This window comes from Pseudomonas sp. LBUM1670 (genome assembly GCF_059695695.1).
Genome location: NZ_CP166783.1, coordinates 163,864 through 184,727, shown reverse-complemented (window position 1 = coordinate 184,727; position 20,864 = coordinate 163,864). Strand labels below are relative to the sequence as shown.

The following is a 20,864-nucleotide window of genomic DNA, read 5'->3' as shown; positions in this document are numbered from 1 at the left end:
TGTCAGGCCTGCACTTCGCTGATGCCGGCTTGTTTCAAAGCAGCGGCCAGGTCGTTGACCTGCCGTTGCTCGGTGTCTTTGAGCTGTTGCAATTGCTGAGCGAGACTGGGCGCTCCAAATACGCCGCGCAGGCCTTGGGAAGCATCACTGACCATGATCGAATGACTGCCGAATGAGTTCAGCGAACTCTGCTCGTTACCGACGTCCAGATTGAACAGATTCGACAACGTGCTGGTGCTGAACACCCCGCCATCGCCACCGCCGATGCCGAGGAAGCCGTGGCTTGCACCTTCGCCACCGCCGCTATCGCTGCTGGTGAACACTTGCGCGACATAACTCTGCGCCAGCGCGCCGTTGTTCACAAAGATGTCACCCAGCGGCCGAATGCCCCCGCCGACGTCCCGGTTTTCGAACAACGGAGCAAAGGTCAGCGGGGAACCGAGGTCACCGGTGGGCGGGGTGAAAACGATCGGTTGCAGGGGCACGATGGGTTGATCGGACACGGTCACCGGGTCGCTGCTGAGGACTTCCTGATCCGGTATCACCGCGACGATGCCTATCGCGTAATTGTTGGAGACCGACACGCTGTCACCCGCGTTACCGGCCAGATCGGTGACGTTGCTGGTGTCGAGGGCGATGAAGTTGCTCGGGTCGCTGACATTGGCAGTGGGCGTGAACGTGGCGGTCCAGGTCTTGCCGCCGTCGCTGCTGCTCAGGCCGGTCAAATCCCCGTTGGTCACACTCAAATCATCCAGGTCGAAATTGCTCACCGCTTCGCTGAAGGTGAACGTCACCACGGAGCTCTGACCGGCGCCCATGTTCGGGTTGGCGACCACGATGCTCACCGTCGGCCGGGATGCGTCCAGTATGTAGTTGTTGGAAATGGCGATACTCGCGCCGAGGTTGCCGGCGGCGTCCTGCACCGAACTGGTGGCGAGCACTATCAGGTTGGTCGCGTCGTTGATGCCGGCGGTCGGCGCCAGGGTTGCCGTCCAGGTGACGCCGCCGTTGCTGCTGCTCAGGTTCGACAGCACGCCGTTGGCGACGCTGATGTCCGACAGGTCGAAACCGCTCACCGCTTCGCTGAAGGTGAAGGTCACCGTGGTGGTTTCGCCGATGCCCAGGCGATTGTCGGCGACCACGATGGTGGCGCGCGCCAGCGCGGTGTCGATGGCGAAATTGTTGGAGTTGGTGACGCCGGTGCCGACGTTGCCCGAGGCGTTTTGCACCCCGCTGTTGTCCAGGGTGATCAAGTTGGTCGCATCGGTGGTGCTGGCGGACGGCGTGAACGTTGCCGTCCAGGTGACGCCGCCATCACTCGACGACACGCTGCTGAGCGTGCCATTCGCAATCGTCAGGTCGGCGTTGGAGAACCCGCTCACCGCTTCGCTGAAGGTGATAGTGACCAGTGAGGTTTCACCCGCCTTCAGCGCAGTGTCGGCGACGACGATGGTGGCTGTCGGCAGCACTGTGTCGATCGTAAAGTTCGCCGAGTTGGTGGTTCCGCTGCCTGAGTTACCGGCAACGTCGGCCACCCCGGTGTTGTTCAGGATGATGACGTTGCTGGTGTCCTTGACGCCGACCGTCGGTGTGAAGGTGGCGGTCCAGGTGATGCCGCCATCGCTGCTGCTCACCGCACTCAACGTGCCATTGGGGATGCTCAGGTCACTGTTGTCGAAACCGCTCACCGCCTCGCTGAAGGTGATGGTCACCAAGGACGTTTCGCCCGCGCTGAGGGTGCTGTCGGCGACCACGATCGTAGCGGTCGGACGCAGGCTATCGATCGCGTAGTTGTTGGAATCGGTGGTGCCTGCGCCAGTGTTACCCGCCACGTCGCTGATGCCCGTGTTGTCCAGGGTGATCAGGTTGGTCGTGTCGTTGATGCTGGTGCTCGGTGTGAAGGTCGCGGTCCAGGTGAAGCCGCCGTCGCTGCTGCTCACCGCCGTCAAGGTGCCGTTGGCAATCGTCAGGTCCGCGTTGGTCAAACCGGTCACCGCCTCACTGAAAGTGATCGTCACCAAGGACGTTTCGCCCGCGCTGAGGGTGCTGTCGGCGACCACGATCGTAGCGGTCGGACGCAGGCTGTCGATCGCGTAGTTGTTGGAGTCGGTGGTGCCGCTGCCGACATTGCCCGAGGCGTTTTGCACACCGCTGTTGTCCAGGGTGATCAGGTTGGTCGCATCGGTGGTGCTGGCGGACGGCGTGAACGTGGCGGTCCAGGTAATGCCGCCGTCGCTGCTGCTCACCGCGCTCAAGGTGCCGTTGGCAATCGTCAGGTCGGCGTTGGTGAAACCGGTCACTGCCTCGGAGAAGGTGATGGTGACCAGCGACGTTTCGCCGATGTTCAACGCGTTGTCGGCGACGACAATGGTGGCCGTCGGCAGCACGGTATCGATTGTGTAGTTGCCGGAGTTGGTGGTGCCGCTGCCCGTGTTGCCGGAGAGGTCGGCCACACCGGTATTGGCCAGGGTGATGACGTTGGTCGCATCGTTCACACCCACCGTTGGCGTGAAGGTGGCGGTCCAGGTGATGCCGCCGTCGCTGCTGCTCACCGCGGTCAAGGTGCCGTTGGCAATCGAAAGGTCCGCGTTGGTGAAACCGCTCACGGCCTCGGAGAAAGTGATCGTCACCAGCGAGGTTTCGCCGGCACTCAGGGTCGGGTCTGCCAGGACGATGGTCGCGGTGGGCCGGACTGTGTCGATGGCGTAGTTGTGGGAATCGGTCGTGCCACTGCCGGCGTTGCCCGACAGGTCACTGACCCCGGTGTTAGCCAGGGTGATCAGATTGGTCGTGTCGTTGATGCTGGCGCTCGGCGTGAAGGTCGCGGTCCAGGTGATGCCGCCGTCGCCGCTGCTCACGGCGCTCAACGTGCCGTTGGCAATCGTCAGGTCCGCGTTGGTCAAACCGGTCACCGCCTCGCTGAAAGTGATCGTCACCAGCGAGGTTTGACCCAGCGCCAGCGTGGTCTCCGCAACAACGACCGTCGCCGTAGGGCGCACGGTGTCGATGGCGTAGTTGTTCGAGTCGGTGGTGCCGCTGCCGGCGTTGCCCGAGGCGTTTTGCACACCGCTGTTGTCCAGGGTGATCAGGTTGGTCGCATCGGTGGTGCTGGCGGACGGCGTGAACGTGGCGGTCCAGGTAATGCCGCCGTCGCTGCTGCTCACCGCGCTCAGCGTGCCGTTGGCAATCGTCAGGTCGGCATTGCTGAAACCGGTCACCGCCTCAGAGAACGTGATAGTGACCAGGGACGTTTCGCCGATGTTCAGCGCGTTGTCCGCGACGACAATGGTGGCCGTCGGAGCCACGGTATCGATCGTGTAGTTGCCGGAGTTGGTGGTGCCGCTGCCCGTATTGCCGGAGAGATCGGCCACACCGGTATTGGCCAGGGTAATGACGTTGGTCGCATCGTTCACACCCACCGTTGGCGTGAAGGTGGCGGTCCAGGTGATGCCGCCGTCGCTGCTGCTGACCGCCGTCAACGTGCCGTTGGCAATCGTCAGGTCCGCGTTGGTGAAACCGCTCACGGCCTCGGAGAAGGTGATCGTCACCAGCGACGTCTCGCCGGAACTCAGGGTCGGGTCTGCCAGGACGATGGTCGCGGTGGGCCGGACTGTGTCGATGGCGTAGTTGTTGGAATCGGTCGTGCCACTGCCGGCGTTGCCCGACAGGTCACTGACCCCGGTGTTAGCCAGGGTGATCAGATTGGTCGTGTCGTTGACGCTGGCGCTCGGCGTGAAGGTCGCGGTCCAGGTGATGCCGCCATCGCTGCTGCTCACTGCCGTCAAGGTGCCGTTGGCAATCGTCAGGTCCGCGTTGGTGAAACCACTGACCGCTTCACTGAAGGTGATCGTCACCAGCGAAGTTTCGCCGATCCTCAGCGCAGTGTCCGCCACGACGACGGTTGCCGTTGGCCGCACAGTGTCGATGGCGTAGTTGTTGGAGTCGGTGGTGCCGCTGCCCACGTTGCCGGTGCTGGCCGCTTGCACACCGCTGTTGTCCAGGGTGATCAGATTGGTCGCATCGGTGGTGCTGGCGGACGGCGTGAACGTGGCGGTCCAGGTAATGCCGCCGTCGCTGCTGCTCACCGCGCTCAGCGTGCCGTTGGCAATCGTCAGGTCGGCGTTGCTGAAACCGGTCACTGCCTCAGAGAAGGTGATAGTGACCAGGGACGTTTCGCCGATTTTCAGCGCGTTGTCGGCGACGACAATGGTGGCCGTCGGAGCCACGGTATCGATTGTGTAGTTGCCGGAGTTGGTGGTGCCGCTGCCCGTGTTGCCGGAGAGGTCGGCCACACCGGTATTGGCCAGGGTGATGACGTTGGTCGCATCGTTCACACCCACCGTTGGCGTGAAGGTGGCGGTCCAGGTGATGCCGCCGTCGCTGCTGCTGACCGCCGTCAACGTGCCGTTGGCAATCGTCAGGTCCGCGTTGGTGAAACCGCTCACGGCCTCGGAGAAGGTGATCGTCACCAGCGACGTCTCGCCGGCACTCAGGGTCGGGTCTGCCAGGACGATGGTCGCGGTGGGCCGGACTGTGTCGATGGCGTAGTTGTTGGAATCGGTCGTGCCACTGCCGGCGTTGCCCGACAGGTCACTGACCCCGGTGTTAGCCAGGGTGATCAGGTTGGTCGTGTCGTTGATGCTGGCGCTCGGCGTGAAGGTCGCGGTCCAGGTGATGCCGCCATCGCTGCTGCTCACTGCCGTCAAGGTGCCGTTGGCAATCGTCAGGTCCGCGTTGGTGAAACCACTGACCGCTTCACTGAAGGTGATCGTCACCAGCGAGGTTTCGCCGATCCTCAGCGCAGTGTCCGCCACCACGATGGTTGCCGTTGGCCGCACGGTGTCGATGGCGTAGTTGTTGGAGTCGGTGGTGCCGCTGCCGGCGTTGCCCGACAGATCGCTAACACCCGTGTTGTCCAGGGTGATCAGGTTAGTCGCATCGGTGGTGCTGGCGGACGGCGTGAACGTGGCGGTCCAGGTGATGCCGCCGTCGCTGCTGCTCACTGCCGTCAGCGTACCGTTGGCGATGGTGAGGTCCGCATTGGTAAATCCGCTTACCGCCTCGGCGAAGGTGATGGTCACCAGCGAGGTTTCGCCGATTTTCAACGCATTGTCGGCCACCACGATGGTCGCGGTCGGACGGAGCGTATCGATGGCGTAGTTGTTCGAGTCGGTGGTGCCGGTCCCGGCGTTGCCTGACAGATCGCTCACCCCGGTATTGTTCAGGGTGATCAGGTTGGTCGTGTCATTGATGCTGGCGTTCGGGGTGAACGTCGCCGTCCAGGTGATGCCGCCATCGCTGCTGCTCACCGCCGTCAGCGTACCGTTGGCGATGGTCAGGTCGGCGTTGGTGAAACCGCTGACCGCTTCGCTGAAGGTGAACGTCACCAGCGAGGTTTCGCCGATGCGCAGCGCCGTATCGGCCACGACGATGGTCGCGGTCGGCCGCACGGTATCAATGGCGTAGTTGTTCGAATCGGTCGTGCCGCTACCGGCGTTGCCCGCCACGTCGCTGATGCCGGTGTTATCCAGGGTGATCCGGTTGGTCGCGTCAGTAATGCTGGCAGTCGGGGTGAAGGTTGCCGTCCAGGTGATGCCGCCATCGCTGCTGCTCACCGCCGTCAAGGTGCCGTTGGCAATCGTCAGGTCCGCGTTGGTGAAACCGGTCACCGCCTCGTTGAAGGTAAAGGTCACCAGCGAGGTTTCGCCAATTTTCAGCGCAGTGTCGGTAAACACGATGCCGGCGGTCGGGCGAGCGGTGTCGACGATGTAGTTATTGGAATTGGTGGTCCCGACGCCAGCAGTGCCCAGACCGTTGATCACCCCGGTGTTATCGAGGGTGATGACGTTGGTCGTGTCAGAAATACTGGCAGTCGGCGTGAACGTCGCCGTCCAGGTGATACCGCCATCGCCGCTGCTGACCGCCGTCAAAGTGCCGTTGGCAATCGTCAGGTCCGCGTTGGTGAAACCGGTCACCGCCTCGGAGAAGGTGATCGTCACCAGGCTCGTTTCGCCAATGCTCAGTGTGGTATCAGCGACCACAATGGTTGCGGTCGGCGGCGGTGCATACGCGGTGTTGAGTATGCCGCCGTCGTTGTAGATGGTCGCTACGGAGGTCGGCGAGGTGCCGGTTGTCCCCCCGCTCAGCGCAGCACCACCGGCACCGCTGCCCGCGGCATTACCGGCCAGGGCTGCGAAGTTGGCTGCCGTCATCAGCAGCGTGCCTTTGTTCCAGATCGCACCGACGCCCCGACCGCCGATGCCGCCGTTGGAGGCGTTGCTGCCATAGCCACCCCCACCGCCGCCGCCGCCACCGGCGCCGAGGTTGTTGGTAATGTTCGACGTTCCGATGATGGTGATGGTGCCGCTGCTTGCGTTATAGATCCCGCCCGCCGCGTTACCGCCCGCGCCACCGACCTTGTCCCAACCGGCGCCGCCACCGCCGCCGCCAATGGAAATCGTGCCATTGGTGGCCGTCGAACCGTTACCGCCGTTGCTGTAGTAGGAAACGCCCAGACCGCCAGTGCCGCCGGTGCTGGTGCCACCGCGACCGCCCATGTGGGTCGCGTCATAACCGCCGCCGTAACCGCCGACACCGCCGCTGCCCGCACCGCCGCCCAACGTGCCAGTGCCAGGCCCGGCCGAACCGCCATGCCCACCGCCCTGGCCGCCCAAACCGCCGCCACCGCCGCCGCCACCGCCGTAAAACGCGCCAGTGACACCGCCGCCGCCACCGCCACCAGAGGCAGCGTTTGAGGTCACGGTAACGTTGTTCAGCGTCAGAATCCCTGCGTTGAAAATCCCCCCGGCCATCGCACCCGTGGCACCGTAGCCACCGTTGCCGCCCGTGCCCGACACCAGGCCACGGGTGATCACCAGACCATCCAGCGTCACGGTTTTGCCCGCCGCAATTTCAATCACCCGGGTCCTGTACTGACCGTCGAGAATCACATCCGCCGCACCGTCGTTGTTCAAGTCGCCATCAACGGTGATGTTCTTGTTGATCAGCAGTTCGAAGGTCAGTTGCACCGTCATGCTGGCGTTGAAGGTGACGATATCGCCGTTCTGCGCCGAAGCGATGGCGGCGCGCAAAGAGCCGACACCGGTGTTGGCGTTGGTGGTGGCCGTCCAGGTCGCCAGGCCCCATTGATAGTCGCTCATGGCCATTGTCGACAGCACATTGGCGCTTTCGATATTGCCGGTGGCGATTTCCAGATCCCAGTCGCCGCCCACGCCGGTGCGGTTGCTGGACGCCGCCACATCACGGCCGGTCAGTTGCGCCAGGGAATCGACGAAGCTCAACCCCCGTTCGCCCTCGGCGGTGTAGCAGCCATAGATCATGATGTCGCCGCCGACATTCATGTCTTTGCCCATTTCCGCGAGCACCGCACTGCGGGCCGCAACGTTGTCCGCCGACAGGTAGCTGTCGCCCAGCCACAGATCACCTGCGTTGCCGTGGGCGATGATCTGCACCGAGCTGATGCCCTGATGGGTGTCCAGGTAGTCGGCAATCTGCTGCAAGCCATCCCTGGTGGCGTCGAGTTGAACCACCTGAGTGCCGGGCGCCACACCCTTGAGCAGGCTGTCGGCGTCCTTGACCCGGGAGTCGACGAACACCACGCTTTGTCCGGGCACGGCAACAGGCGCCACTGCGGGCGTGGCATCGGCCTGTCCGTGATTGTCCTGGCTGGCGACCGGTTTCTCGGCGACCGGTGGCTTCGCCGCGTCAGCCGTGGTGTGGCTGTCAGCCTGGGCGGTATCGGCAACAGTGGCCGCCACCGCGCCGTCGAACAGCATGCGCGGCTCCAGGGACACGATCATTGGAGAGGCCAGCGCTCGTGCGCCTTTGGTAATCCGTGACTTGCCGTTGCTCCACCACATGTTGCTCACCCGGACTCGAACATTTTTGCTGCGTAAACGAAAACGCCGCGATCAACTGATCGCGGCGTCGGCTTTCATGCGAATGACATTGGCGGCGCTGGCTGAGCCATCGAGCCAGAAGGATAATTCTGCGTACTGCTTGAACAAATCCGGCGGCAGAATCGTGCGTCGCGATTGCAACTCGACTTTGGGTTTGACCTTGTGCAGGCCCGATACACCCAAGGCTTGATCGAACTCCGGTGCGTCATAGGCCAGGTGGTCGAAATCGTGCTCGAACCAGGGTTCGCCAATGAAGTCGTAGACCAGCCGCATCACCCGGTCAGGCGCCTGGGTCAGCAGGTCGTAATCGACGATCAACAGCGAGTCGGCGTGCTCACCGTAATAGGCTTCCTTGAGCGCAGCCCAGGCAAAACCGACCAGGCGATTGCGCTGGGCCAGGGTTTCGCAGCGGCTGTAGACCGTATTGCGTTCGACCGCATCGCCAAACAGCTTGGTGTTTTCGAACGGGTTGGCGCGATAAAGACGCTCGATGCTGTCCATGACCCAGGCGACATTGCGCACGCAGGCAATGACCTTGGCTTGAGGGAACAGATCGCTGATCGCCGGCAGGCGCGAGCTCCACAAGCGATTGGTGTCGAACACCACCGGTTTGTCGGCCTTGTCGGCGTAGAAGGAATCGAACAGGCCGCGAAGCAAACGGCGGCGCAGGTGGGTATCGATCACCGCGCCGAACTCGCTGCCGGCGCTGCATTGCTCGAGGACACCGGAAAACAGTGAGCCGACGGGGCTGGTCATGCCGGCATGGAAACGCGGGTTCTGCAAAAGGATTGCAGAAAGCAGGGTCGAGCCCGAACGCGGCAAGCCGGAAATAAAGTGGAACTGTGACAATCCCTTCACCCTGGTCATAAGTCCTTTATGAGGGAGCGTAGACCATGGATAACGGCATGGGTAATGGTGTTTTGATATCAAATCGAAGTTAAGCCGAAGGGAAATGCAATGCTCGAGACAGCCTCAAGGCCGCACAAACAAGCGCGCACTGGCGCCGCCCGCCTGAGTTTCGCCAATGCGCTGCCAGCCGGCGGGCAACGGTGCGAATTCGTCCGGCGCATCGACAGTGCCAATCAGCCACACGCCGAGCCACACCGTGGCGATGCCGGGTAAAGCGCTGAGGCTGCGGATCGAAAAAATACCGTCGCCGAACAGTTCGACCCAACCATGCAGCAGCAGGAAATACAGCGGTGGATGCACGTCGTGCGCCGCATGGACCCAGATGCCGGCCAGTGAAAACCGGCTCAGCAACAGGCTAGACCCTTCATCGCCCCAGATGGCCACCGCCGTCAGGTCGTAGAAACGCACCAGCGCCGCCAACGCCAGGATCGGCAACAGCCAATGCTCCTGCGCCCATCGCAACCAGCGCTGAACCATCGCCCAGACGCCGGGCGCTGCGTGCGGCTCCTGGGCGCCGCCAAGCGGTGTTTCTCTGCGCGCCTCCATTGCTTCCCCCTGAAACGAGCCCCGACCACAACGCCTGTTGATCACTGTAGGACGGCGCACGTTCGTCGTCGATGCTGGCTTTGCGACCAACGACATTTGGCCGTGGTGCGGATCTACTACGCTCTGGCTTGGCGTAACTCAGCCAGGGAAATGAACGGAGTCGGCTGATCGCAACGATGGGCCCGGATGTCCCGGTCACCCATGCGGCGCGCCAGACAACTAACCTGAGGGATGAGGAAACTATGGAAGTATTCATGGGCACTATTCAGTCTTTCGCCTTTAACTTTGCCCCTAACGGCTGGGCCCTGTGCAACGGCCAGACGCTGGGGGTCTCGCAATACCAGGCACTTTTCTCACTGCTGGGAACCTACTATGGAGGCAATGGCAGCACCAATTTCATGCTACCCAACCTGCAAGGCCGAATGCCGGTTTGCATGGGTAACGGGCTGAATCTGACCCCGCGGGTCATCGGCGAATTCTCCGGGACCGAGAACGTCACCCCGACCATCACCAACCTGCCCAATCACACCCACGCCCTCTCCGGGCTGACAGCCACCACCACCCTGCAACTGGCCAGCCCGGCGAGCAATCCGGTCACCAATCCCACCGCGACCAACTCGTACATCGGTGCCTCCGGCGGCGGGCCTGGCTCGGCGAGCATCTACTCCGATCAGCAAGGCGCGGCGGCCGTGCCACTCAAGGGCGTGGCGACCACGGTCACCGGGGAAATCTCGTCCGCCGGCAACGGCCTGCCCATGGAAACGATGAACCCGTTCCTGGTGCTGAACTTCAGCGTTGCCCTGAACGGGCTGTTCCCTTCGCGCGGTTGAGACTCGGCCGGGGTACAAATCCCCCGGTCACTTTCATTTTTGGGAGTGACGCCATGCTGCAACAGGTTCAACGCCAACACTTTCAGACGCTGCTGGGCAAGACTGGCACGCTGCGGCTGCCGGATGGCAGTGAGTTGCCGATCCATATCGACAGCCTTGAAGAAACGCCCCGGTCGCGGATGCCAAACAGTGAGCGCATGCCGTTCAGCGTCGAGTTCAACAGCCTGCAACCCACGGAGTTTGTAGATGGGTTGTGTGCGCTGGAGTTACCGGAACTTGGCCAAGTGGAGGATATTTTTGTCTCCCGGGTGCCGGCGATGGGACGCGATCCGGACGTGGGGTACTTCTACATCGCATTCAACTGAACACACCGGGATCAAAATGTGGGAGCGGGCTTGCTCGCGAAGGCGGACGGACATTCAACATTGATGCCGACTGACACGCCGCCTTCGCGAGCAAGCCCGCTCCCACATTGCGTCCGTGTTGTGCTCAATGCTGCGGATACCACACCAACCGCTCCGCCGCCGGATTACGCTCTTCAACCTGAAACCCCAGCGCCAGGTAATGCTGGCGCGCGTGGACATTGTTGGCCCAGACCACCGTGGCCACCGGGCAACGAATCTGCTGCGCGGCTTTCTGCACGCCCTGCAGCACCGCGCGACCGTAACCCTGCCCGCGAGCCTGCGGGATGAACGCCAGGTACAGCACCCGAATTTCATTGGGACCGAAATCGGTGGTCAACGCACCAATAGCCATGCCGAGCTTTTCGATCACGTAGTGCATGGCATTCGGGAAGTGCTCCCCCAGCCCTTGCTCCTGTACCTGGAATTGTTGGGACACCACGTGTTCGACGACTTCTCGCTCACCGTCGATCCATTGCAGATCCGGTCGTGCCGCTTGATAGAGGCTGTGTAGAAAAGGTCCATCGTTAGTGCGCGACGGCCGCACCACCAAGCCGTCGGCCGCCACAGAATCCGTATTCGCCATCGCTGCTCTCCCTAGAAACCGCTTTCCCTGACACCCAACGCTGCCATGCGCCGCCACGCAACGCCCAGCACCGACTCGCCGCGCCCCTGCAACACCACCACGCCGCGCAGTGGTTGCACAGGTGTTGGCGCGTCCTCGAGAGCGCTCAACCGCGCACCATACTGCCCTTGCACCGGCTCGGCCCGTTGATTCGGATCCCGGCGCACGGCGATCGGCCCGTGGTGGTCGGACGTCAGTGCTTCCTGATCGACATAGGCCGCACCGTTGGTGTCGACTTCAGTCAGTTGCACAGCGATCGCCGGGTGCATCGGGTCATCGGCGATAAACCGCCCGCGAGCGCCCGGTGCAACACGCCACAACTCGGCCTCGTCCAGATAGCCCCGCAACCGCACACCTTCCTCCACCACCCGCGCCAGCGGCTCTTTGGTCGGCAGCCAACGGCCGACGGCCAATTGCGGCAACAGATCGCGCACGCTACCGGCATGGGGTGCGCGCAACAGCAAACGTTCCCGCTGGGCCGCCAACCCGCGGTATTCGGCCACCGCTTCCGCCAGACGCTGTTCGACGATACCCGCGTCCGCCGCGGTCTCGCTGCGACTCGCCTGGCGACGCATCTGTAATTGCTGGATCTGGATTTCGCGGCGGACGATGGCCTGGCGCGAGTCCAGGTCCGGCGATTCCAGTTCGATGAGCACATCGCCCTGAGCGACCTTTTGCCCATCGTGCACATTCACCACTTTGACCCGCGCCGCTACCGGCGCATGCAGCGCACTGACGCGTCCCGCTTCGAGCATCGACGGCAACTCCACCGCACTGCGCCAGGGCAATGCCAGAAACAGCACGAAGGCGAGCAGTCCCAACGCACTCAACAACACCCGCGGTGCATGGGCCTGATCGCGGCGGCTCCACCATTCCCGCCACTCGCGCACGATCGGCAGAAAGATGAACCACACCAACTCAACCAGCATCAGGAAAATGCCCAGGAGCTTGAAGAACAAGTGATACACCGCCAGCGCAATCCCGAAAAACAGTACCGCGCGCCACAACCACGCGCCGTAGCCCCACACCAACAGACGTCGCTGCATCCTCGGCGACAAAGGCTCCGGAGCCGGTTCGCCATAGCCGAACAGGGTTTCGCGCAGATGCCAGCGACACAGGGCAAAGGCGCGTCCCTGCAGGTTGTCCACTTCCCAGAAATCACTGAGCAAAAAGTAGCCATCGAAACGCATGAACGGGTTGAGGTTGATCACCAGCGTGGTGATCCATGTTGCGCTGGCAAGCATGAACGCCGCCGTGCGCGCCGGCCCGTCGGGCAACAGCGACCAGGCCAGCAGCGCGATACTCGCCAGCAGCAGTTCGGCCAGCACGCCACCGCCTCCGATCAGCAATCGGGCACGCCGATCGTTGACCCGCCAGGCATCGCTGACGTCGGTGTAGAACATCGGCAACATCACCATGAACGCCACGCCCATGCTCTGCACCCGACACCCCGCGCGCTTGGCCATGAACGCGTGGCCGAATTCGTGGCAGAGCTTGGCGAAAAACAACGCCACACCGAAGGCCAGCGCACCGCCGAGGCTGAACAAATGAGGGAAGGTCGCGATAAATCGCTGCCAGTCCCGGGACACCAGAAACACGCCCAGACCCAGCGTTGCCGGAAGTCCGAAGCGCAGCACTCGCGGGCCGAAACGTGCCATCCAGGGCCAGACACGATTGAGGAAGGCGTCCGGGCGCCAAAGGGGTATCCGGAAAAACAGGTACTGATGCAACAGAATCTGCCACAGCGTCTGACGCTGGGCGGCGGCTTTCAGGCTGTAACTGTCACGCTGCTGCGGGTCGAGAGCACTGATCAGATCATGGCCGCGCAGAAAACCCAGCAGTTGCTCCAGATCGCTGCCGCTCAACGGCAAGCCCGGCTCGCGATTGGCGGCGTGCAGGACCTGTTCGGGATCACTCAGGGACCAATGTCGCAGCAAGCGCATCGCAGCCACGCCGAGTTTGAAATAGCGACCGCGCACCGGGTCGGCCAGGGTCCAGCGCGGCGAGCCGTCCAGCGCCGCTGAAGCGGGGGTCAGTTGCAAGTCCGCGCGCAGGCTCGGCAAACTCATCTACAACCCCACACTCTGGCGCAAACCGGCCAGTGGTTTGCGCAGCAGGTAAAGCGCCAGCGGTGCACGGTCACCGAAGACTTTCGCCGTGCCGCGCAGGCCGATACGCGGTGGCGCCTGATCGAAACTGGCATCGAGCCGATAGGCCAACTGCCCGCCGGCCGTGGGTTGCGCTTCATACGCTGCGCGTTCGAGCCGGGCCAGATGCCGCTGCAACGGATCGCTGTCGAGGAACAGCGCGACTTGCGCACCGGGCTCCAGAGAGATCGCGTCGCCCACGGCCAGTTCGATGCGCAGTTCGGCCTGGGTCGGATCGGCAATTTCCATCAACCGCTCGCCGGTCTGCACCGGTTTCCCGGTCCAGCGCTCGGCGTCGGCAAACACGGCAATGCCATTGCGCTCGGCGCGCACTTCGCTGCGCTTGAGCAGTTCACGGGCGTAATCCCGTTCGGCGCGTTTTTGCTCGACGCGCGCGGCCAGCAGATCAATCTTCGAACTGGACTCGGCATCGGCAAACGAGCGCTGGGAATTGGCTTTCAATTCAGCTTCGGCAACACCCAGGGCACGTTCGGCCACGTCGGCCTGAGCCTTGAGCGTGGTGCTTTCGAAGCGCAGCAGCAGGTCGCCGGTTTTCACCGTCTGGTTGGGTTTGACCAGAAACTCGGCGATCACCCCGTCCAGCGGCGCCGCGACGACCCGGCCGCCCAATGGCACCACTTCCGCCGGCGCCAGCACCGATTGGCGCACCGGGATCAACAGCCCGAGCAACAGCACGGCGACCAGCGCCACCTGACGTTTTCGGGTCCAGCGCAGTCGCCAGGGTTTGCGCGGTTGCAGCGCCAGCCAGGCATGGCTGTAAGTGCCCCCGAGTTGCGACAGCAGCACTTGCTCCGGCGGTTTCCACGGCAGATCCCGGGCCAGCCACAGGCCGCCGAACACTTCACCTTGATGATCGATCAGCGGTAGCCAGAACACCTGAGCGGGAGACAGGCTTTGCCAGTCCGCCTGAATCGATTCGCTGAGAAGATCGGGCGCAATCACCCGCGCCTGTTTCAACACATTGCGCTTGAACAACTGCGCCACCGCCTGCTCGACGAGCGCCACGAACGGCGCATTCGGGTCCACGGCACTGACGCCCGTCACCGCGTGCACCTTGCCGGCAATCAATAACGCGGCATGGCGAAATCCAAACAGCGCCTGACCATCATTGACCAGGCTGTAGGCCAGTTGCGACGGATTGCGCGCGGCGCGGGTCTGGCGTTCAAGGTCAAGAAAGCGGGCGAAAACCTGTTCCGCGCCGCCGGTCACCGGGGCGTTCACTTGAGCCCCGCGAAACGCGCCGTGCCGCTCATGCCGGCCAACAGGCCAGTGGCGCTGGGCAGCGTTGCGACCAACAGCAAGGTCTGACTGCCTTCATCAATGCGCGCGCCCAGCTGTTTGACCGTCGCATCCAGCGGCCGACCGGTTTCATCGGGGACAAAACTGAAGGTCTGGCCGGGCTTGAGTTTGCCCATCCAGCGCGACGGCACCAGCAAATGGATTTCCAGCGTGCGGTTGTCGACCACATCCAGCAACGGCGCGCCGGCGGAGACGCTTTCAAAACGCTGAACCTTGCGTTCGACGACCTGACCATCAAACGGCGCCACCACACTGCAGCGTTTGACCTGCACCTGATACACCTGAGACTGCGCCTGAGTCTCGCTGAGCCTGGCCTCGGCCCGCGACACTTCAAAACGCCCGACCGAATTCAACGACGCCAGTTGCCGGTTGTGAGCCAATTCCTCACCGGCCCCACGGCTGGCCGCCTGCGCCGCATTGAGCTGCGCCTGATAGGCCGAACAATCGAAACGCGCCAGCGTATCGCCCTTCTTGAACGACTCGCCCTCACTGAACGGCAACTCGACAATCCGCCCGGACAACTCACTGGCGAGCATCGCCTGATCCCGAGCCCGCAACACACCACGGGCCTCACTGCTGGCGGCTGCACTGCTGCTGCCGACGGTGCTGTTGTCCAACAGCGGATCATCTGGCTCGGGCGTTTGCGCCTGAGCGGTACACGTAAAAAAGGTCAATCCGATAACCCACACACGAACTCGTCGCATAACCGCAACTCCCTGACGGATGAGCGGAGTCTATGACAGCGTGGGTGAGCGTCAAGTTGAGGGGGGGGTATTGGGTGGAAATGGAATGTTTCAAAAAGGAGTAATTATTCGTCGCTTTTGTTTGATTCACGACCCAGCGAGTGTCGGTACAAAATCCCACACCAAATCAGGAACGACCATCCGATCAAAAACGAAACCGGCAATAGACAATCCGATCTGCGCAGTTTCAACGACAAAGCCGTAACAATCATTAATAGATGAGTGCAGGATTACCTTGACCATCAGCCAGGCAATTGCACAAAACTGATTTGCCGGCGCTGGAAAAATCCATCCGAGCAGCACCTTGGTCAGCCAACGGTTGACGCTGTAGCGAGCTCGGCTTAGGATCGCCCTACTGAACCCCGTACGCAGAGATTAAATTCACTGGCCGTTGGGGTGAAGAAACCGGCCCAGGCCGGTTTTTTCGTTTCTGAGGATTGAGATTGTGCGTACCGCTTTCTTTGTAGACGGGTACAACGTGTTCTATGGATTGCTCGCAGGCACCCCATACAAGTGGCTCGATCTCAAAGGTTTGTTGGGCCATGTCGCTTACATCGAGAACCCTCTGAGCTCACTCGTCTCGGTCGATTACTTCACCTCATCCGTCAAACCGGAACTTGCCACTCGCGGCATAGCGTCCAAAGAAGCCCAGGACGCGTACGTACGTGCGTTAAAAACGACCAGTGTTTCCGTTCACTTTGGTCGCCACAAGTTGGAGCCCGCCAAAGCACCTCGGTTTATCGACAGAAAAACCGGCGCCTCTCGCCAAGATAAAGTCGCCATCTGGAAGCTTGAGGAGAAAGAAACAGACGTTCACATCGCTATCAGTATGTACCGCACGGCCTGCAGGCAAGCCATGCTTAATGTCCATGAGCGAATCGAACAATTGGTGCTCGTATCCAGTGACACAGACATGACTCCGGCCCTGAGAGCCATTCGAGAAGATTTCCCTGACATGAAGGTCGGCGTCATTCTTCCTCATCGAGCTGAGTTGAACCGTCCCTCTCCCGGCTCTTTAAAGGACCACTCACACTGGATGCGGCGTGTCATAACCTCAGAAGAACTTCACTCACACCAGTTCCCGACTCGCGTCCCCACCCACAAGGCACCCGCGATCAAACCGGATTATTGGTAATGCCATCGCCAACCGGATACACCGACTCCCATCCCCCACCCAACGCCTTGTACAACCCGACCATCGCCAGCGACACCCCGGTCGAACTCTCGACCCACTGCTGCTGAGTCGCTGTTGGCAGGTCCGGCCCCTTCGCGAGCAAGCCCGCTCCCACAGGGGATCTCCAGTGGTTGCAGATTTTGTGTACGACGAAGAACCCCATGTGGGAGCGGGCTTGAACTGGCCTAATGATTTTGGACACTTCAATCGGGCGCTATGATGGCGCCCAAATCTGAGGTGTTTGGATATGCGTAAATCTTATTCCAGTGAGTTCAAGCTCAAGGCTGCCGGCATGGTGCTGGACGAGGGCCGGTCAGTTCCAGAAGTCTGTACCAGTCTGGATATTGGCCCTACCGCCTTGCGCCGTTGGGTCGATCAGGTTCGCAAGGAGCGCTTGGGTTCGACCCCTGAGGGCGCCAAGGCGATTACCGCCGATCAGCGAGAGATTCAGCAGCTCAAAGCGTTGCTCAGGCAAAAAGACCTGGACATTGAAATCCTAAAAAAGGCCAGTGCTCTCCTGCTTTTGGACTCCAAAGATCATTCTCGTTGATCAATGAGCTGGACGAGCAGTACGGCGTTAACAATTGCTGTCGGGCGTTTGGAGTCAACCGCAGCAGCTTTTACGCCTGGCGTCAGCGCCAAGGCAAGGTGAAGCCTGAGCGGGAGAAACTTAAAGCCGTGCTGGTCGAGCATCACAAGGAATCCAGAGCGTCCGCAGGGTCTCGCACCCTTTCCAGGGAGCTGCAAGCCAAGGGGCATCGTGTCGGGCGCCATATGGCTCGCAGCTTGATGCGCGAAGCCGGTGTCGCCAGTCATCAGCGCAGGCGGCATAAGTACAAATCTTCCGGCGTGGAAGCACTGGTGGCGCCACATGTGCTCAAGCGCAAGTTTGATGTCACGGCGATCAACCAGGTGTGGTGTGGCGATGTGACGTACATCAAGGTCGGCAAGCGCTGGATGTATTTTGCGGCGGTGCTGGATCTGTTCGCTCGCCGGATCGTGGGTTGGTCGTTTTCAATGATTTCCGATGCCACGCTGACCTGCGAAGCATTGCGAATGGCAGTCGAGTTGCGAGGCCGTCCCAAAGAAGTGCTGTTTCACTCTGATCAAGGCTGCCAATACACCAGCCATAAATTCAGGAATGAGATGCGCAAGCATGGACTCCTGCAAAGCATGAGTCGCAAAGGTGAGTGCTGGGACAACGCCCCGATGGAGCGTTTCTTTGGGAGCCTGAAATCAGAGTGGGTGCCAGAAGACGGCTACCGCTCAGAGCATGAAGCCCGCGTGGATGTGCAGCGTTATGTGATGCGTTACAACAACGTCAGACTCCATAGCTACAACGACTACCGGTCGCCGGTAGCTATGGAGAAACTGGCGGCGTGAAAACCTTAACTGGTGTCCAAAATTACTTGACCAGTTCAGCTTGCTCGCGAAGGGGCCAGATCAGACAACCCAGAATCTAGCGCTGCATCCCCCACCGCTTCACCGTCACCCGCTCCAGCGTGTCGAACACCAGATTCTCCACCAGCAACCCAATCAAAATCACCACCGCCAACCCGGCAAACACCTTGTCGGTATACAGCTCATTACGATTCTGAAAGATGTACCAACCCAATCCACCCTTGCCACTGGTAGCACCAAACACCAATTCAGCGGCGATCAACGTGCGCCAGGCGAACGCCCAGCCGATCTTCAGCCCGGCAAGAATTGACGGCAGCGCTGCCGGAATCAGGATGAACAGCACGAAGCGCATGCCCTTCAATCCGTAATTGCGCCCGGCCATGCGCAGGGTTTCCGAGACGCCCAGGAAACCGGCGTAGGTGTTCAACGCCAACGCCCAGAGCACCGAATGCACCAGCACGAAAATCAGGCTGTTCTGCCCCAAGCCGAACCACAACAGCGCCAACGGCAACAGCGCAATCGCCGGCAGCGGATTGAACATCGAGGTCAGCGTACTCAGCAGATCGCGACCGAACTGCGTCGACACCGCCAACGTGGTCAGTGCAAACGCCAGCACAATGCCAATCAGGTAACCCTTGAGCAGCACCACCAGCGAAATCCACACTTTGCCCAGCAACTCACCGCTAAGCAGGCCGTCATACAGCGCACTGGCGGTGTGCAGAAAACTCGGCAGCAGCAGGTCGTTGTTCTGAATGCGCGCAACCACTTCCCACAGCACCGCGAGCAAAATCAGGATCAGGCTTTTACGAATCCAGCCTTGTTGCCACAGACGCTGGCCAAGGGGCAATTCACGTTCCAGCGGTACGCTGGTCAGCGGCTGCAAAACGGTTTCAAATTCTTCACGCGCAGATGATAACGGGCTCATCGGGCACTCCTCTCAATGGCTCAATAAGCGATGCGAATGTCGGAAAAATCCAGCTCGCGCCCGGTTTCCGGTGACTGGCCTTCATCGAACAACAACCGATGAATCCGTCGCGCCGACTCCTGAAACGCCACGCCGCCGAGGCTGTGCAAATCGTATTGATGGCTGTGGACTTCCGCGCGCACGCGCCCGGGATGCGGCGACAGCAGCAGAATGCGATTGCCCACCACCAGCGCTTCTTCAATGGAGTGCGTGACGAACAGCAGGGTGAAGCGCACCTCTTCCCAGAGCAGCAGCAATTCCTCCTGCATCTTGCGGCGGGTCAGCGCATCGAGCGCGGCGAAGGGTTCGTCCATCAGCAGGATTTTCGGCTGCATCGCCAACGCCCGGGCAATCGCCACGCGGGCTTTCATGCCGCCGGACAAGGTGTGCGGATAAGCATCGGCAAACGCCGCCAGACCGACCTTTTCGAGATAGTGCAGGGCCCGTTCTTCGGCCTCTTTACGCTTGAGGGTTTTCGAGGCCAGCAGCGGAAACATCACGTTCTGTTTGACCGTCCTCCAGGGCGGCAATTGATCGAATTCCTGAAACACCACGATCCGGTCCGGCCCCGGCGCGTTGACGGTTTGCCCTTGCAGGCGAATCTCGCCCTCGCAAGGCTGGAGGAACCCGGCAACCGCCTTGAGCAACGTGGATTTGCCGCAACCGGACGGCCCCAGCAGCACAAAGCGGTCCGCCGGATCGATTTCAAAACTGACTTGATGGGTCGCTCGAACCACCCGCTGCGGCGTGCGGTATTCGAGGCTGACCTTGTCGACCGACAGCAGCGCCTGGGCTGCTGCGTTCGATTTGCTGACCGTGTGGCCTTGCAAAGGGGCATTCATGTCGGTCAGCTCCCTTGCAGCGGTTTGGTGTCCTGGAAGAAATAATCCTTCCATGAATCCGGTTTGTTTTTGATCGCGCCGACGCGGTAGAGGAACTCGGCGAGCGGGTAGGTATTTTTCGGCGTGATGCTGAATTCGAACTGCGGGTTGTCGATGATTTTCAACAGCGCGGCGCGATCGATTTTCGCCTTGGTCACGCGAATGTACGTATCGGCGGCGGCCCCCTTATCGTTCTGCGCGAACTGCGCCGCTTCGGTCAGCGCTTCGACGAACGCCTTGTAGGTTTTCGGGTTCTCGTTACGGAATTTCTCCGTGGCGAACAGCACCGTCGGCGAATTCGGGCCGAGCAGGTCATAGGTGTTCAGCACCACATGCACGTTCGGGTTGGCCAGCGCCTGATCCTGAAATGGCGGGTTGGAGAAGTGCCCGGTCAGCTCAGTGCCGCCAGCAATCAGCGCCGCTGTCGCGTCGGGGTGCGGAACGGCGATGGTGTACTTGTCGAGGCGGTTGAATTCCTTGTCGCCCCACTGCTTGGCGGCCGCGTATTGCAGGAAGCGCGACTGCACCGAGACGCCCACCGCTGGCACCGCGATGCGGTCCTGCTCGCTGAAGTCAGCAATGGTTTTGACCTTGGGATTGTTGCTCACCAGGTAGTACGGGAAGTTGCCGAGGGAAGCGACGGCCTTGACGTTCTGCTTGCCGTGGGTGCGATCCCAGATGGTCAGCAGCGGACCGACGCCCGCACCGGCAATGTCGATGGAGCCGGAGAGCAACGCATCGTTGACCGCTGCGCCGCCGGAGAGCTGCGTCCAGTCGACCTTGATGTCGATGCCTTCCTGCTTGCCGTACTTCTCGATCAGGTTCTGATCGCGCACCACGTTGAGCAACAGATAAACAATGCCGAACTGCTCGGCAATGCGGATTTCACCTTCGGCGTGGGCCACGGTGGGCGCCACCAGGCTGCCGGCGAGCAGGCTGAAACCCAGGCCGATAGCGGCGGCCAGCGGTGCAAAGGAAAGACGTTTGGACATGATTCAATCTCC

The 20,864-nt window shown here is 61.5% G+C and carries 15 protein-coding genes and 1 pseudogene; 5 read left to right on the top strand and 11 right to left on the bottom strand.

Annotation, left to right across the window (positions count from 1 at the left end; genetic code table 11):
* Positions 1–2: 2 nt before the first annotated feature.
* The 3 genes and pseudogenes from ACA073_RS00865 to ACA073_RS00855 all read right to left on the bottom strand — a co-directional run.
* Positions 3–7,880, bottom strand: a complete 7,878-nt coding sequence (locus tag ACA073_RS00865; RefSeq protein ID WP_497400906.1) for an Ig-like domain-containing protein — start codon at positions 7,878–7,880, stop codon at positions 3–5.
* Positions 7,881–7,931: 51 nt separating this feature from the next.
* The gene (locus tag ACA073_RS00860; protein WP_497400904.1) at positions 7,932–8,777 is read right to left on the bottom strand and encodes a sulfotransferase family protein; all 846 of its coding nucleotides are present in this window, start codon (positions 8,775–8,777) and stop codon (positions 7,932–7,934) included.
* Positions 8,778–8,999: 222 nt separating this feature from the next.
* Positions 9,000–9,374, bottom strand: a pseudogene (locus ACA073_RS00855) (glycosyltransferase family 39 protein); the annotation flags it as partial.
* Positions 9,375–9,616: 242 nt separating this feature from the next.
* Between ACA073_RS00855 and ACA073_RS00850 the strand changes: the two are divergent.
* Both ACA073_RS00850 and ACA073_RS00845 read left to right on the top strand, forming a co-directional pair.
* The gene (locus ACA073_RS00850; RefSeq protein WP_497400902.1) at positions 9,617–10,204 is read left to right on the top strand and encodes a phage tail protein; all 588 of its coding nucleotides are present in this window, start codon (positions 9,617–9,619) and stop codon (positions 10,202–10,204) included.
* A 53-nt stretch (positions 10,205–10,257) separates the two neighbouring features.
* The gene (locus ACA073_RS00845) at positions 10,258–10,569 is read left to right on the top strand and encodes a DUF6916 family protein (protein ID WP_497400900.1); all 312 of its coding nucleotides are present in this window, start codon (positions 10,258–10,260) and stop codon (positions 10,567–10,569) included.
* 124 nt (positions 10,570–10,693) lie between these two features.
* Here ACA073_RS00845 and ACA073_RS00840 read toward each other — a convergent pair whose 3' ends face one another.
* From ACA073_RS00840 to ACA073_RS00825, 4 genes are read right to left on the bottom strand one after another with little or no spacing between them, the layout of a single operon-like run.
* Positions 10,694–11,191, bottom strand: coding sequence for a GNAT family N-acetyltransferase (locus tag ACA073_RS00840; RefSeq protein ID WP_497400898.1), 498 nt, complete (start codon positions 11,189–11,191; stop codon positions 10,694–10,696).
* An 11-nt stretch (positions 11,192–11,202) separates the two neighbouring features.
* The gene (locus ACA073_RS00835; RefSeq protein ID WP_497400896.1) at positions 11,203–13,299 is read right to left on the bottom strand and encodes an efflux RND transporter periplasmic adaptor subunit; all 2,097 of its coding nucleotides are present in this window, start codon (positions 13,297–13,299) and stop codon (positions 11,203–11,205) included.
* Positions 13,300–14,619 carry an efflux RND transporter periplasmic adaptor subunit gene (locus ACA073_RS00830; protein ID WP_497400894.1) on the bottom strand — a complete coding sequence of 440 codons (1,320 nt, stop codon included), beginning with the start codon at positions 14,617–14,619 and terminating at the stop codon, positions 13,300–13,302.
* A complete protein-coding gene (locus ACA073_RS00825; RefSeq protein WP_497400892.1) occupies positions 14,616–15,401 on the bottom strand; it encodes an efflux RND transporter periplasmic adaptor subunit in 786 nt (261 codons plus the stop codon). Before ACA073_RS00825 ends, ACA073_RS00830 begins: the two co-directional genes overlap by 4 nt.
* Positions 15,402–15,885: 484 nt before the next feature.
* Here ACA073_RS00825 and ACA073_RS00820 point away from each other — a divergent pair, with 484 nt between their 5' ends.
* Positions 15,886–16,575, top strand: coding sequence for an NYN domain-containing protein (locus ACA073_RS00820; protein ID WP_497400891.1), 690 nt, complete (start codon positions 15,886–15,888; stop codon positions 16,573–16,575).
* On the opposite strand, the gene ACA073_RS00815 is transcribed toward ACA073_RS00820, so the two are convergent.
* Complete coding sequence (locus ACA073_RS00815; RefSeq protein WP_497404246.1) at positions 16,556–16,717, bottom strand: hypothetical protein; 162 nt, start codon at positions 16,715–16,717, stop codon at positions 16,556–16,558. The genes ACA073_RS00820 and ACA073_RS00815 overlap by 20 nt on opposite strands.
* A gap of 144 nt (positions 16,718–16,861) precedes the next feature.
* Between ACA073_RS00815 and ACA073_RS00810 the strand changes: the two genes are divergently transcribed.
* Both ACA073_RS00810 and ACA073_RS00805 read left to right on the top strand, forming a co-directional pair.
* Positions 16,862–17,164, top strand: a complete 303-nt coding sequence (locus ACA073_RS00810; protein ID WP_497397026.1) for a transposase — start codon at positions 16,862–16,864, stop codon at positions 17,162–17,164.
* Entirely contained in the window at positions 17,161–17,997 is an 837-nt protein-coding gene (locus ACA073_RS00805; RefSeq protein WP_497397024.1) for an IS3 family transposase, read from the top strand. The genes ACA073_RS00810 and ACA073_RS00805 overlap by 4 nt, the downstream gene beginning before the upstream one ends.
* A 76-nt stretch (positions 17,998–18,073) precedes the next feature.
* On the opposite strand, the gene ACA073_RS00800 is transcribed toward ACA073_RS00805, so the two are convergent.
* Genes ACA073_RS00800 through ACA073_RS00790 form a run of 3 tightly spaced genes read right to left on the bottom strand, consistent with a single transcriptional unit; the run spans position 18,074 to position 20,852 of the window.
* On the bottom strand, positions 18,074–18,940 hold the full coding sequence (locus ACA073_RS00800; protein ID WP_497400889.1) for an ABC transporter permease: 867 nt from the start codon (positions 18,938–18,940) through the stop codon (positions 18,074–18,076).
* A 20-nt stretch (positions 18,941–18,960) separates the two neighbouring features.
* On the bottom strand, positions 18,961–19,821 hold the full coding sequence (locus tag ACA073_RS00795; protein ID WP_497400887.1) for an ABC transporter ATP-binding protein: 861 nt from the start codon (positions 19,819–19,821) through the stop codon (positions 18,961–18,963).
* A gap of 5 nt (positions 19,822–19,826) precedes the next feature.
* The gene (locus tag ACA073_RS00790) at positions 19,827–20,852 is read right to left on the bottom strand and encodes an ABC transporter substrate-binding protein (RefSeq protein ID WP_497400885.1); all 1,026 of its coding nucleotides are present in this window, start codon (positions 20,850–20,852) and stop codon (positions 19,827–19,829) included.
* Between the last annotated feature and the right edge of the window lie 12 nt (positions 20,853–20,864).

What these genes read in the sequence shown, in the direction of transcription:
- ACA073_RS00800 (WP_497400889.1), bottom strand. Translation starts at nt 18,940, where the DNA reads ATGAGCCCGTTATCATCTGCGCGTGAAGAATTTGAAACCGTTTTGCAG.
- ACA073_RS00865 (WP_497400906.1), bottom strand. Translation starts at nt 7,880, where the DNA reads ATGTGGTGGAGCAACGGCAAGTCACGGATTACCAAAGGCGCACGAGCG.
- ACA073_RS00790 (WP_497400885.1), bottom strand. Translation starts at nt 20,852, where the DNA reads ATGTCCAAACGTCTTTCCTTTGCACCGCTGGCCGCCGCTATCGGCCTG.
- ACA073_RS00795 (WP_497400887.1), bottom strand. Translation starts at nt 19,821, where the DNA reads ATGAATGCCCCTTTGCAAGGCCACACGGTCAGCAAATCGAACGCAGCA.
- ACA073_RS00835 (WP_497400896.1), bottom strand. Translation starts at nt 13,299, where the DNA reads ATGAGTTTGCCGAGCCTGCGCGCGGACTTGCAACTGACCCCCGCTTCA.
- ACA073_RS00825 (WP_497400892.1), bottom strand. Translation starts at nt 15,401, where the DNA reads ATGCGACGAGTTCGTGTGTGGGTTATCGGATTGACCTTTTTTACGTGT.
- ACA073_RS00840 (WP_497400898.1), bottom strand. Translation starts at nt 11,191, where the DNA reads ATGGCGAATACGGATTCTGTGGCGGCCGACGGCTTGGTGGTGCGGCCG.
- ACA073_RS00850 (WP_497400902.1), top strand. Translation starts at nt 9,617, where the DNA reads ATGGAAGTATTCATGGGCACTATTCAGTCTTTCGCCTTTAACTTTGCC.
- ACA073_RS00810 (WP_497397026.1), top strand. Translation starts at nt 16,862, where the DNA reads ATGCGTAAATCTTATTCCAGTGAGTTCAAGCTCAAGGCTGCCGGCATG.
- ACA073_RS00845 (WP_497400900.1), top strand. Translation starts at nt 10,258, where the DNA reads ATGCTGCAACAGGTTCAACGCCAACACTTTCAGACGCTGCTGGGCAAG.